The 13730-nt window shown below is 49.5% G+C and carries 8 protein-coding genes; 6 read left to right on the top strand and 2 right to left on the bottom strand.

The window, feature by feature from the left end:
* Positions 1-421: 421 nt before the first annotated feature.
* The 6 genes from FRZ59_RS12535 to FRZ59_RS12510 all read left to right on the top strand — a co-directional run bounded on the left by FRZ59_RS12535 (position 422) and on the right by FRZ59_RS12510 (position 10239).
* Entirely contained in the window at positions 422-3535 is a 3114-nt protein-coding gene (locus FRZ59_RS12535) for a SusC/RagA family TonB-linked outer membrane protein (RefSeq protein ID WP_132128775.1), read from the top strand.
* Between the two features lie 18 nt (positions 3536-3553).
* The gene (locus tag FRZ59_RS12530) at positions 3554-5518 is read left to right on the top strand and encodes a RagB/SusD family nutrient uptake outer membrane protein (protein WP_132128773.1); all 1965 of its coding nucleotides are present in this window, start codon (positions 3554-3556) and stop codon (positions 5516-5518) included.
* Positions 5519-5550: 32 nt separating this feature from the next.
* On the top strand, positions 5551-6822 hold the full coding sequence (locus FRZ59_RS12525; protein ID WP_132128771.1) for a DUF4959 domain-containing protein: 1272 nt from the start codon (positions 5551-5553) through the stop codon (positions 6820-6822).
* 32 nt (positions 6823-6854) lie between these two features.
* Positions 6855-8510, top strand: coding sequence for a DUF4998 domain-containing protein (locus tag FRZ59_RS12520; protein ID WP_207910256.1), 1656 nt, complete (start codon positions 6855-6857; stop codon positions 8508-8510).
* Between the two features lie 123 nt (positions 8511-8633).
* Complete coding sequence (locus FRZ59_RS12515) at positions 8634-9383, top strand: class I SAM-dependent methyltransferase (protein ID WP_132128769.1); 750 nt, start codon at positions 8634-8636, stop codon at positions 9381-9383.
* A 40-nt stretch (positions 9384-9423) separates the two neighbouring features.
* Positions 9424-10239, top strand: coding sequence for an SGNH/GDSL hydrolase family protein (locus FRZ59_RS12510; protein ID WP_132128767.1), 816 nt, complete (start codon positions 9424-9426; stop codon positions 10237-10239).
* On the opposite strand, the gene FRZ59_RS12505 is transcribed toward FRZ59_RS12510, so the two are convergent.
* Positions 10231-11589 carry a sulfatase gene (locus FRZ59_RS12505; protein ID WP_132128766.1) on the bottom strand — a complete coding sequence of 453 codons (1359 nt, stop codon included), beginning with the start codon at positions 11587-11589 and terminating at the stop codon, positions 10231-10233. The two genes, FRZ59_RS12510 and FRZ59_RS12505, sit on opposite strands and share 9 nt — an antisense overlap.
* Entirely contained in the window at positions 11579-13651 is a 2073-nt protein-coding gene (locus FRZ59_RS12500; protein ID WP_225975054.1) for an arylsulfatase, read from the bottom strand. The genes FRZ59_RS12505 and FRZ59_RS12500 overlap by 11 nt, the downstream gene beginning before the upstream one ends.
* Positions 13652-13730 lie beyond the last annotated feature (79 nt).

The raw sequence follows: 13730 nt of genomic DNA, 5'->3' as shown, positions 1-13730 counted from the left end.
TTATTTGTTTCGCTTATACTTTGTTTCGACTCGATTAACAAATCATCAATTTAGGCGCGCCTCTTTTGACAATACCCAAATAATTCGCTCATTTGCTTTCGATTTTTTGCGATGCTGGCAAAAATGCGGGATCAACACGGTTTCGATAATTTAATTTTTGTTGAAAATAATTTATTTCACATCTTTGCCAGATAGACCCAAAACCAAACTAGTTTATAATATGGAAATAAAACCTTTACTCTCCTCACATATTTGCTTATTTCGCACCCAGGCATCCCGCCGGGAAATGCTCCTTTCTGTTTACTCTTGAAAAATGCAGCCTCTGAATTATTAAATAATGAGCGGGAAGCAGTGTGTTGCTGTTTCTTCCGGAATTCTTAGAACCCCTTAAAAAGTATTTCTATTGTTAAAAACCTTTATTATGAAACTGATTGGAACTGCCTTTTTATTGCTGTTGCTGCATGGCATATGTTTCGCACAAACTAAACCTATATCGGGTATTGTGAAGGACGGCAGTGATGGGACCGGATTACCCGGGGTGAGTGTAAACATCCAGGGAAATGCAGCCGGAACATCTACTGACCTGAACGGTGAATTTCAGCTGGAAGCCAGCGTTGGCGACACGCTGGTTTTTTCGCTTATCGGTAAAAAAACGGTAAAGGAAGCTGTTGGCGAGCGAAATATCCTGGAAATCCTGATGTACAATGATGAAAGCCTCCTGGAAGAAGTTGCGGTGGTCGCTTTCGGTACGCAGAAGAAATCAAGTATGGTTTCCTCAGTACATTCGGTAAACGTAAAAGATCTGCGTACGCCAGCATCCAACCTTACCAGCAGTTTTGCAGGAAAGATACCCGGTATCATCTCTTACCAGGCAACCGGGGAGCCCGGAGCGGATAACGCCCAGTTCTTCGTTCGCGGGGTAACTACCTTTGGGTATAAAACCTCGCCGCTTATCCTGATTGATGGTTTTGAAGCCTCCACAGATGACCTGGCAAGGTTGCAGCCGGATGATATTGAAAGTTTTTCTATCCTGAAAGATGCCTCTGCGACGGTATTGTATGGCGCACGCGGGGCAAACGGTATCATCATGGTCACTACCAAGGCGGGCCAGGAAGGGCCGGTAAAATTAAACGCCCGGGTAGACGTAAGTACCGCTATGCCTACACTGGTGCCGGAAATGGTCGGCGGCGTAGAGTACATGAGAATGTACAACGAGGCGCGTATTTCCCGGGATCCTATTCTGGGGCCCTATTACAGCGAACAGAAAATTCAGTCCACCATGAATGGTGAGAATCCGATGATGTTTCCAAATGTGGACTGGTACGATGCCTTATTCAACAAATTCACCATAAATACCAAAGCCAATGTAAATGTATCCGGCGGTGGGAAGGTAGCCACTTATTATGTGTCCACAGGGTATGATAAAGAAACCGGTTTGCTCAGGGTAGATAAACGAAATAATTTCAATAACAACATTGATATCAACCGGCTTTCTATTCGTTCCAATGTTATATTCAAATTATCTCCTACCACTACCCTGGATACCAGGCTGCAGGGGCGCTTCGAACGATACACCGGCCCTTATGAATCGGCAGCTGATGTGTTCGGAATGGTTATGTTCAGCAACCCGGTAGACTTTCCCGCTGTATATGAACCCGATGCGGAAAACGAGTTCACCGACCATATCCTTTTCGGAAGCACTTTTGCAAACGGGATAATAAAACCTAATCCCTATGCATCCATGGTACGGGGATATGAAGACCGTAATGAAAGCAAGATCGCGGCCCAGGCTACCATTCAGCAAGATCTGAAATTCATTACCGAAGGATTAAGAATACAGGGAAAAGCTTCGGTCAATACCTGGAGCTTTTACTCCAGCAGGAGGAGTTATTCACCTTTCTACTACGAGCTGGAATCCTATAACCAGATCACAGAGGAGTATAAACTTTTCGCCCTGAACCCTACCGGCGGTCAGGCTTATTTAGGAAACGTTATTCCGGGCAGAAACGCGGACGGCCATTATTATTTTGAGGCGCGTGCCAACTGGGACCGGCAGTTCGGAAAACATACCGTTGGCGCCATGACCGTGGGCATGATGGAAGAAAAACTGCTTACCGCCGGAATCAGTACGTCCATTTATGAAACCCTTCCTGAAAAAAATATGGGCAACTCAGGAAGGCTTTCGTATGGCTATGACGATCGTTACTTCTTTGAATTTGCTTATGGCTACAACGGGTCCGAAAAGTTCGCCGGTGATAAAAAATACGGATTCTTTCCTTCATTCGGTGCTGGCTGGATGATCACCAATGAAAAATTCTGGCCCGAAAAGATGGAACTGATCAGTTCCCTGAAATTAAGAGCCACCTGGGGACGTGTGGGGAATGACGCCATTGCTGAAAGGCGCGACCGGTTCTTCTACCTGTCCGATATCTCCTTAGGCGGCGGCGCTTACCGCTGGGGATCTTCCTTTATGAATGCCTATGACGGGTATTCCATTAACCGGTATGCCAACCCAGATATTACCTGGGAGGTTTCCGAGAAATGGAATCTGGGCATGGACCTCGGCTTGCTGGAAGAATCCCTGAAGATCCAGGCCGATGTCTTTAATGATGTCAGGAGTAATATCTATATGGCCCGGCAAAACTTCCCTTCTACTGCCGGCCTGGAAGCAGGGATCAGCGGAAACGTGGGCAAGGCAAGATCATGGGGTGTAGACGGCTCCATCGACTACCAGCGCTTCTTCAGCTCCGACTTCTGGATGACCGGCCGGGTAAACTTAACCTATGCAACGAATGAATACCTGGAGCTGGACGAAAAAGATTACCCTGATGAATACCTGAAACGCCTTGGCCATAACATCAACCAGCAATGGGGCCTGGTAGCTGAACGGCTTTTTGTGGATGAGCAGGAAATTGCGAATTCGCCGAAACAGGATTTCGGCCGGTATATGGCCGGCGATATCAAGTATAAGGATATTAACGGAGACGGGATCATCAACAGCAATGACCGTGTTCCGCTGGGCTTTCCCACTATTCCTGAGATCCAATACGGTTTCGGGCTATCCACCGGATATAAAAACTTCGACTTTTCTTTCTTTTTCCAGGGGAACTCCCGTGTTTCCTTCTTCATCAACCCCGACGTGGGCGGTGGCAACGACGGACTTGAAGGTATCGCTCCCTTTGTGTTGAGGCGCAATGCGCTTGCTGTCGTCGCTGAAGACTACTGGAGCGAGACAAATCCGGATGTTCATGCATTCTGGCCTCGCCTGTCCACCGATCCGCTGGATAATAACGTTCAGCAGTCTTCCTGGTGGCTTCGGGATGCTTCTTTCCTTCGCCTGAAATCAGTTGAGCTGGGCTACAGCCCCAAAGGCCTGGAGAAACTTGGCTTTGAGCCGGGCAGCCGGGTCTATTTCAGCATGGAAAACGCCGCCGTATTCAGTCCCTTCGGCTTATGGGACCCCGAAATGGGCCGCAAAGGATTGGGCTACCCTCCCAACAAACGGTTTAACGTGGGCGTTCAGTTGTCATTCTAACGAAATAACAAGAGAGACATGAAAATTTTTAAGAAAATATTATTACTGAGCTGGGTGGTTGCTTTTACACCCTCCTGTAACGAATACCTGGACGTAGTTCCGGACAATACCCTGAAACTGGAAAACCTTTTTAATCTGAAGGAAGACGCCTGGAACGCACTGGCCAAGGTTTATAGTTACCTCCCGGCAGATGACCAAACCCACGTGACCACCTGGACGCTGGGCGACGAATGGATCGGGCGTCTTGACCTCAACGATGTTACCGGAAACCTTCGGGCAATACGGATCATGCGCGGACTTCAGTCGGCTAATTCGCCTCAGCTTGGCGTATGGTCGGGTACACAGGGCGGAAAGCCTTTATACGAAGCGCTCCGTCAGACGGACGTCTTCCTGGCCAATATCGACAAAGTGCGTGATATGACCGACCAGGAAAAAAAGGACTGGAAAGCACAGGTAACCTTCCTGAAAGGCTATTATGCCTTCCTGCTGGTTCAGCGGTACGGACCCATCGTACTTCCTACCGAAATGGTCACTCCGGAGGCAACGTCGGAACAATTGTTCCTGCCGCGGTCAAAGGTGGAAGACTGTTTTAATTTTATTATCACCCTCATGAACGAGGCCATTCCTAACCTGACGGAGCGGGCGACCGAAAACGAGCTTGGCCAGGTGGATCAGGTAGCTGCCAAAGCAATCAAGGCCAGGGTACTCTTCTTCCGGGCGAGCCCTTTTTTCAATGGCAACCAGGAGTATTTCGGCGACTTTTTTGACACGGACGGACAGCCTTTCTTCCCCCTTGATTATGATAAGGAAAAGTGGAAAGCCGCTATTGACGCGCTCAATGATGCGATTGCGACCGCCGAAGGAAACGGATTAGGCTTGTACCATTATGACAAAGAACCTTTCATTTACGACAGGGAAGCTTTCAATAGCAACCGCGAGAACATGGAGACGCTTTATGACCTGCGGATGCTTGTCTGCGATCCCTGGAACAGGGAAGTTGTCTGGGGAAATTCCAATATCAATTATTACGGGCAGGGAGAACTGGCCCATTCGTCCAATATCCGCCTGCCGGAAGGCTATGGCGACGGCGTAGTCAACAATGCAGGATTTTCATGGCAGTGGATGGGCGCCACCTACCGGATGGCCGAAAGGTATTATACGGAAAACGGACTTCCTATTACGGAAGACCTTACCTTTAATATGAATACCCGGCATGAGATCATCACCACTCCGGGCGAACTTGACGCCGAATACGACGAACTCCGCGGCATTATGCAGCCCGGTGCGGAAACTATCCGGCTGTACATGAACCGCGAGCCCCGTTTCTACGCGAATTTAGGGATCACCGGCGGATATTGGCGGGCACATACTGTGAGGATCAACACCATGATGTACGCCAGTTCCGACGGCGGTTTCAATTCCTCACAGCACTCCACTGACTTTCTTGCTACGGGAATCGGCGTACAAAAATTCGTCCACCCCGAATCGCAGTCCGGCGCCTGGCAGCGGACCATCAAGTACCCCTACCCTATTATTCGCATGGCGGATCTTTACCTGATGAAGGCCGAAGCGCTGAACGAATACAATGATGTTCCTACGCAGGAAGTTTATGACCTGGTAAACCTGGTACGCGAACGGGCCGGGATCCCTGATGTGGAGGACGTATGGTCAGACGCTACCATTGCAAAGACAGTCAATAAGCACAAGACGAAGGAAGGCATGAGGGATATCATTCTCCAGGAGCGAAGTATTGAGCTGGCCTTCGAAGGCAGTCACTTCTGGGATATGCTCCGTCATAAGCGGGCTACGTCTGAGTTCTCGACGCCTATCTGGGGATGGACGCATACAGGCACTACCGGCGAGTCGTTTTTCATCCTTGAGGTGAAGCAGCCCAGGAGATTCACTATTACAGATTGCCTCTGGCCCATCGATCTTAACGAATTGAATACGAACGGCAAGCTCATTCAAAACCCGGGTTGGTAGGACAATAAATGAATAAGTAAAAGAAGATTTTTATGAAAACGAAATTATATTTATACCTGTTCGCTGCCTTCCTGCTAAGCATTACATCCTGTAAGGAAGAAGGAAGGTTCCAGGCAAACAGCGACGATACAACTGCCCCGGGAATAGTCACTGACGTAGTGTATGAGCCCCTTTACGGAGGCGCCAGGTTCTACTATACGCCTCCGCATGATGAAGACCTTCTGGGTGTAGAGGCGGTATATACCAATGCAAATGATAAGTCGTTTACATTTTCCGCTTCCTACTTTGCAGATTCCCTGGAAGTGTACGGGTTTGCGGACACCGAAGAATATACGGTACAGTTATTTGCCGTTGACCGCGCCGGCAATCGTTCGGAAGCTGTTAACGTTTCCGTTACCCCCTTGGAACCGGCTTATACCCGGGTAGCTGAATCAATGGAGGTAAAACCGGGTTTCAGTTCATTTTTTCTTGACTGGACCAATGAACTGGAGCAGAACATTAATGTATATGTGAATTTTAAATATACGGTCGACGGCACACCCCGCGAATTCACCTCCGTGTTCTCTTCCAACCTTGCTGAAGACAGGCGGTTCATCAATGATCTTTTCCTTTCGCCGGAAGAAAAAGTAAGCGTAAGCGTGCGGGTAGAGGATATGTTCGGGAATGCGACCGAAATGATCGACAAAGGACAGATCTCCTTATACGAGGATATCGAAATACCGAAAGATAACTGGGTGCTGCCCAACGCCAACGATTCCATCGGCGGTGTACCCATGTGCTTTGGAGACGGGCTGGAAGGCCGTGCGAGATACGTCATCGACGGAATTATAGACCAGGGCGACAATCTCAATTTCATGCATACCCATAGCCGGGGCCGCACAGGCAATTCTGAGGACGGAAATATGCCCTGGAATTATATCATTGACCTTGGCGATTATTACGAACTCAGCCGTATCATCACGGTACAAAGGCATTCGGGAGGCTTAGCCAATATTTCCCGCGGGCAGTATTACCGGAATGAGAATGTAGGTATTTACAACATGTATATATGGGATGAGGATGTCGATGAATGGGTGCAGATTAACCAGCATAAAATACCCGTACCAGTAGGACTAAGCGAGATTGAATTCGTAAAGAAGGGCGAAGCAGGCGATATGGCCTATATGTTCCCGGATGATCCGCAATACACCAAGCCCACCCGCTGGTTCCGTTACGAAGCCGTGAAGAGCTTCAACGGGAACTATACGCTGGATGATGCCAACTGCTTGTCTGAGATCACGCTTTTTGGCCGCAAAAGCAATTAAGAGGTGTTTATAAACAATAAGAGATTTAAACCATGCGACATCAATTATTATTTTTGATAGCAGCTTTCGCAGTGCTTCTGAGTTCATGCGACGGCATGTACGACACCCTGGAGGAATACTCCGGCGAAGTCGTCTATCCTGCCAAATATGACACCATTGTAGGCCATATCGGGTATGAAAGGGTTGAAATAGACCTGATGAAGGCGGGACGGATCCCCTCCGCCGAAATAAATATGGGAAAAGCCGTGAAAACGGTGATTGAATACGAAGACAAGGTCATCACACTTGACTCGTTAGTCTCCTGGGTAAATATTACCGACCTTACGCAGCCTAAACTGTACCGGTTCAGGATTTATACCGTGGACGAGTTCAACAATCCTTCAGTTCCCCAGGAAATAGCGCTGATACCTTATACCGCAGCAGATCTGAACACCCTTCGCCCGCCCTCGCCAAGGATCATGGCCTCCCCTTCCGCGGCGGTTATCGACTGGCCCAGCGGCTTGTCGTCCGTAGTGATGGACTATTATGGCTTGTCCTTCAAATACACCGACAAAGACGGCGTTGTCCGGGAGGGCGAAAGAGGGCAGGATTCCCGCTTCTTTATCGCAAACCTGGAGTCAGGTCAACCGGCAACGGTAGCTATGGAATACAAAGTGATTCCTAAGGTAAACGGCGTACCAATTATCGATACTATTATCCTTTCCCAGCCGCTTGAATTCGGGATACCTACCAGCAGTACTCCTTTTTCGCCTTCTGAAAGAGAAGTTCTCATGGCAAACGGCGTTAGTGAGTTTACCGCTGATGGCGTCGCTTCAATAACCAAGCTGGTGTATCCTATCCATGCCAATTCCCTCCAGGATATTTTCTATTTTCCTAACCTGAAAGAACTGGACCTGACAGGAGAAGGCCTTTTCCCCCTGCCTACTTTGGGTTATGACAATAACGGCGGGTACAGCGAAGTCGGAGGTGGTGATTGGGTTCCATTCATGCGGAAAGTTTCCGATGTTTCGTCAGTAAACACACAAAGCCTGAAAGACCTGCTGGAAGCGGGAATCCTGGAAAAAGTTCGCTATGCTCCTCATTCCATGGGCCTGGACGCCCTGCTGGCGCCCTACGTCGAAAGCGGTGTTGTTGAACTCGTTGACCTCCCGGATGAAGTAGCCATCCCTCACAACTTCTTCGTGGACGGCCAGGTACAGTCAAATGCCTGGAAAATGGATTACGTATTCCCGGCGCCTGATCCTTCCGGCAGCGGCATGGAAAATGTACTCAAAGCAACGCTTAAAGCCAGAAGCGCATCCTTTGCCTTTGCCCTTCCAAAAGAATACAAATTCAATGTGGAAGAGTACAAGTACCTGAAGTTTAAAGTGTATGCTCCGGCGGCGGCAAACTTCAACGGCGCATATGCCCCTTACCAACGCTTATGGCCGCGGTTTATGAATTATATGTGGGCATTCAAAAGCAACAGCGATTTCGGCCAGGAATACTGGGCGCCCAGCGCGGACGATTTCAAAATTGCTGATGCTGACCTGGAAAAATGGACGGAAGTAACCGTTGACCTTTCCGAAGCCCTTAACCGCCACAGCCGCGTGATCGTGATGAATATTGGCGGAGAGCCATCCCTGACTTTTGCTCCTCCGGCGGATATTATTTATCACTTTGCCGATTTTAGGTTGACAAAGGAATAAGCTGATCCCGGTTAAGCATCCGGGTTAAGTTGACCCGCTGACGATTAAAAAGAGGCTGTCCAAAAAGGCAGCCTCTTTTTTAATTTTTTCGCGGTATCTTCACAGGTAGATAAATCTGAAAGTATGCACCGCCTGAATCGTCACGCGTTATTGATCACCTTCATTTTCGCGTTCATTATTTCCGCATTCATTATTCCAGGCCCTTCCCTCCTGGCGCAGGCAGCGCCATCGCAAACGGCGCCCTATGAATTCAGAGAAAGCAGCTCCGGGGGCACCGGAAAATTCTATATGGGCCGGGAAATAGCGGGTATTATGAGCGCCGCGGGAGCCGCCTGGCTCGAACGCAGCAGCCGCCAGCAGGAAGAGAACAGTAATCGCACCATCAGCAAACTTCCCCTTCAGCCAGGCAGCGTGGTGGCTGACGTAGGCGCGGGTACCGGCTATTACACCTTTAAAATTGCAGAAATGATCCCCGGGGGAAAGGTCTATGCCGTGGATATCCAGGATGAATTCGTCCGGCGGCTAAAAGAAAAGAAGAAGGCCCAACAAGCCGCCAACGTGGAAGTAATCAAGGGCGGCGAAAAATCTCCCAACCTCCCTTCGGGTTCCGTTGACCTGATCATCATGGTGGATGTGTATCATGAACTGCTCTATCCGCAGGAAATGCTGCAGGCAATGCACAAGGCCCTCAAGCCCTCGGGAAAACTGCTCCTGATCGAGTACAAGGCCGAAGACCCGGAGGTAGCCATACGGCCGCTGCATAAAATGACCGTTGCCCAGGCCAGCAAAGAGTTAACAGCCAACGGCTTCAAATTGATAAAACAAGACAACTCGCTTCACATTCAGCATTTTTTACTGTTCGGGAAAGATTAAGCAGCGGTTCTTTAACCTATCACGTTGCAACAGACAAATTATGAAAAGATTCCTGTTCCCCGCATTTTTGATCTTTATTTGCCTTGCGGCTGCGCCACGGGAAACTACCTGGGTGGCGATCGGCGATTCTATTACTTACCTTAACGATCACCAGGACGAAACCGGGAACCGGCTTCATAAGGGCTACCTGACCTTGATCAGCGAGCGGTTTCCCCACGTAAAATATATCAACCAGGGGCATAACGGCTGGACGTCTATCAATATCGCTGATAAAATAGCATCCATCGGGCTGGTGAAGGCGGATGTGTACACCGTTTTCCTCGGAACCAATGACTGGTGGCAGGGTAAGCCCATTGGGACGCTTACCGACTACAATGGGAATGCAGGAAGCGGCACCGTTTACGGCGCTTTCCGGATCATTACAGACAAATTAAAACAGCTGAATAAAAAAGCAAGGATCATCCTTATTACGCCGATGCAAAGGGGGGATTTTGTGTATATCAACGATCCCAACAATAATGCGCATGGCTCTTATAAACCGAAAAACGGGCAAACGCTGGAACAATTCGCCAATGCGGTTATTGAAATCGGGAAACTTGAAAAGTTCCCGGTGCTGGACCTTTATCACGACAGCGGGATCAATATGGAAAACATGGTCAATTTTAAACGGCTGAAAGATCCGGCGAGCGGAGCGTATAAAAATTATACCTTCCCCGCCTACACGACTGTCCCCTTTGATCCCGAAAGCGATGAATATCCCTATCCGCCGGAAGCGGTCAATATGACCTACGACGGCCTGCACCCTTCGGATAAAGGACACCGGATAATTGCGGACATGCTTGCTGAATTATGGTGAAGCAACTTTTAAAACCGGCTTTTCCGCGTTTACTTCCTTCAGCCATACATGCAGTAGTTTCTTAAGCCCGGCAGCTTTTCCCGGCAGTGAATCTGCCAGGTTGTTTGTTTCTCCCGGGTCTTTTTCCAGGTTATAAAGTTCAATGCGCTGGTCTTCATAAAATTCCAGCAGTTTATAGTTACCCTTTCTGACAGCGCTCGCCATTCTCCTGTTCCATTTTCCTGTTTCGGATGGATAATGCCAGAAAAAAACATCTCGCGCCGGAACACCCTTTCCCGTAAGGAGTGGCAGCAGGTTCTGTCCGTCACCAGGATAAGCTGCAGGCAATCCGGCACCAGCCAGCGCCGCAAAAGTCGGATAGAAATCGACGCTGTACACCGGCACATCGCTGACCCGGCCCGCTTCTACCTTACCCGGCCAGCAAACCAGCAGGGGTTCCCTTATTCCGCCTTCGTATAGCCAGGTTTTTCCCGACCTCAGGTTTCCGTTATTGCCCACCTTTCCGGCGCCGCCGTTATCAGAGAAAAAGACGAGCAAGGTATTTTCAGCAAGGCCGTTTTCCTCCAGCGCCTTCATGATCGCTCCTACTCCCGCGTCAATACGTTCCAGCATAGCGGCAAGAACCGGATTCCCTTTCGCTTCTTTTGTTCCGTTATTAAGTTTCGCGGTGTATTTTTCCACCTGTTCCGCAGGCGCTTCCAGCCGGGTATGGACGCTGTAATAACTAAAATAAAGGAAAAACGGAGCCTCTTTGTTCCGCTCGATAAACATACAAGCCTCCTGGCTTTGCCTGTCCGTGAGGTATTCGTTTTCTTTCCCGGTTTCAAAGGTGCCGATCTTATCATACGGGAAGAAATAATCTCCGTCGGCAATATATTTCGTTTCCGACCCGATCACCTCATCAAAACCATGTTCGGCGGGCCCGCCCGGATGCTGGTTAAAATCCGTATCCAGGTGCCATTTGCCGATGATACCGGTATGATATCCCGCTTGGGCCAGGACTTCGTTGATGGTCAGATAAGCCGAAGGATCAAGGTAACGGGATGTTTTGGCGGGAAGAAAATCGGTTATGCCAACCCTGGCCGGATACTGCCCGGTTAACAGGCTTGCCCGCGTGGGTGAGCAAACGGGTGCGGCGGCATATGCCTGGGTAAACCTGGTTCCAAGCGCGGCCAGGCTGTCCAGGTAATGTGTTTCATTGAACGTATTTCCATAACAGCCAAGCTCTCCCCAGCCCAGATCATCCGCCATAATAAAAATAATATTGGGCTTCTTTGTCGTCTGTTGAGCATACGCCGGCGCAGACAGGGAAGGCAATAAAAGTAAACTGAGAAAAAGCCTACATTTCATCCGCGATCAATTTTATGTCATCGATCCAAATGTCTTCTCCGCTGGATGAATGCTGGTTCCCGGTATAAAATGCGATCCGGTAATTACCGGGTTCAGGCACCGCGGCGGATTTGAAAATGAATTCGCCCGTTTGCGGGCTAACGCGTACTTGTTCATCAATAATTTTGCCCGTGTTCGCTCCTGTTCGCTCAAGCGTTACCCGGAAGCTGCTGCTCCCTTCCGATCTTGCCAGAAAACGGATTGAAAACGATTCGCCTTTTTTTGCCCTAAAGGGCCAGGCCATGACGGCCGGCGAACGCCCTTCCTGCTTCTGCACCCGTATACGGGCAGATTTGCCGCCGGAAATTTTGCCGGTGGTATCTATGGTTACCACGGTCCCTTTTCCGGGCAGCTTCCACCCGCCAAGGTTATCATCGAAGGTCCCGTTGACCATCCGCCTGTAGGCTTGCATCCGGGCGCCGTATTCCCGGGTATCCAGAGGAAAAACATGTATTCTTTCTGCCCATTCCAGCCACTCCGTATACATTTTCCGGAGCAACGCGGGTTTTTCTGCCGCCAGGTTATGTTGTTCCACCGGGTCCTCTTCCAAATTATACAACTCCAGGCGGCTGGTGTCCAGTTTTTCGTCCTGAAGCGTTTTTGCTACCAGTTTCCACTTGCCGTCCCGCATGGCTATATTGGCTTCATGCTCCCAAAACACTTTTCCGCGATCAGTTGTCTTGCCTGAAAAATGCGGCACAAGGCTTTTTCCTTCAAGGGGATGAATGTCAACGCCTTTATACCGGCGCGGGTAGGCGGCCCCCGACACGTCGATACAGGTAGCCATCAGATCCGTAATATGGCCGTATTCGCTCACTAAAGTATTATTCAGCGCTTCTTTTATGCCTGCCGGCCAATGTACGATGAGCGGCGTAGCAATGCCTCCTTCATGGGTATAATGCTTGTATTCCCGGAAAGGCGTGCTTCCCGCATTGGCCCAGCTTATCCGGTAACTTTCAAAGGTGTCCTTTGTTCCGTCCACTTTTTTGCTTTTTCCGCTGCTGATGAATTCCGCGCAGGCGCCGTTATCACTCAGGAAAAATATCAGGGTATTGTCCAGCTGCCCGGTTTCCTTTAGTTTGTCTATGATTCTGCCAATACCCTGGTCCATAATCGTTATCTGGGCGGCATAAATGGCCATGCGCATCGCCATTTCTTCCTGCTTTTCCGGGTTGAGTTCGTTCCAGGCGGGAACAACAGCGTCACGTTCCGCCATCCTGGTGTCTTTGCTGAACAGGCCTATATTTTGCTGCCGTTCAAACCGTTTCTTCCGGATCGCATCCCAGCCCTGCCGGTACCTTTGCTTATACTTGTTAATTTCCTTTTCCAGGGCATGAAGCGGCCAGTGGGGTGCGGTATATGCGACGTACATAAAAAAGGGCTTGCCGGGATCTTGAAAATGCTCTTTAATATACTTCACACTGGTATCACTAATGGCGTTTGTCAGGTAAAAATCTTCCGGAGCCTTATAGGCGGAATCATTGCTGTAAACGGTAGGGGTAAAATAATTAGCGCCGCCCGGAATAATACCGAAATACCGGTCAAATCCCCGGTGAACGGGCCAGCTCCCGGTCACTTTTCCATCAATCTCCCGTTCATTCGTAAGATGCCATTTCCCGGTCATATAGGTACGGTAGCCCGCTGTTTTTAATACCTCCGCAATGGTTACCGCCCGGTTATTTAACGTGCCGGCATATTCAGGCGTACCCAGATCAGCAGCCGCCATCCAGCCCATGCCCGCCTGGTGCGGGTAAAGCCCGGTCATTAGTGCAGCCCTTGAAGGACAGCAGCGGGCAGCATTATAAAACTGCTTGTAACGCAGGCCCTGTTCCGCCAGGTTATCCAGGTTGGGCGACGCTACTTCCCCGCCATAACATCCAAGGTCTGAATAGCCCATATCATCTGCCATGATAATGAGAATATTCGGTTGCTTCTGTTCCTGTTTCTGAGACTGCCCGGAAGCTGCATGGAAGATAAGAAGCAGCATTACTGCGGTCATTCCCGCCTTTAGTCCTGTAATCATTGCTGAATTTTATTGGCCGGCCTTCTGCCGGTTCCAGGTTCCAAAATACGGGTTTTGGATGAAATCTGAATATCTTTGC

Origin of the sequence: Anseongella ginsenosidimutans (assembly GCF_008033235.1) — a bacterium.
Classification (GTDB): domain Bacteria; phylum Bacteroidota; class Bacteroidia; order Sphingobacteriales; family Sphingobacteriaceae; genus Anseongella; species Anseongella ginsenosidimutans.
The sequence above is the reverse complement of the archived record's forward strand: the minus strand, read 5'-3'. Positions and strand labels throughout refer to the sequence as shown.

Coding starts and splice junctions, on each gene's coding strand:
- FRZ59_RS12515 (WP_132128769.1), top strand. CDS start 8,634: ATGCACCGCCTGAATCGTCACGCGTTATTGATCACCTTCATTTTCGCG.
- FRZ59_RS12530 (WP_132128773.1), top strand. CDS start 3,554: ATGAAAATTTTTAAGAAAATATTATTACTGAGCTGGGTGGTTGCTTTT.
- FRZ59_RS12535 (WP_132128775.1), top strand. CDS start 422: ATGAAACTGATTGGAACTGCCTTTTTATTGCTGTTGCTGCATGGCATA.
- FRZ59_RS12505 (WP_132128766.1), bottom strand. CDS start 11,589: ATGAAATGTAGGCTTTTTCTCAGTTTACTTTTATTGCCTTCCCTGTCT.
- FRZ59_RS12500 (WP_225975054.1), bottom strand. CDS start 13,651: ATGATTACAGGACTAAAGGCGGGAATGACCGCAGTAATGCTGCTTCTT.
- FRZ59_RS12525 (WP_132128771.1), top strand. CDS start 5,551: ATGAAAACGAAATTATATTTATACCTGTTCGCTGCCTTCCTGCTAAGC.
- FRZ59_RS12510 (WP_132128767.1), top strand. CDS start 9,424: ATGAAAAGATTCCTGTTCCCCGCATTTTTGATCTTTATTTGCCTTGCG.
- FRZ59_RS12520 (WP_207910256.1), top strand. CDS start 6,855: ATGCGACATCAATTATTATTTTTGATAGCAGCTTTCGCAGTGCTTCTG.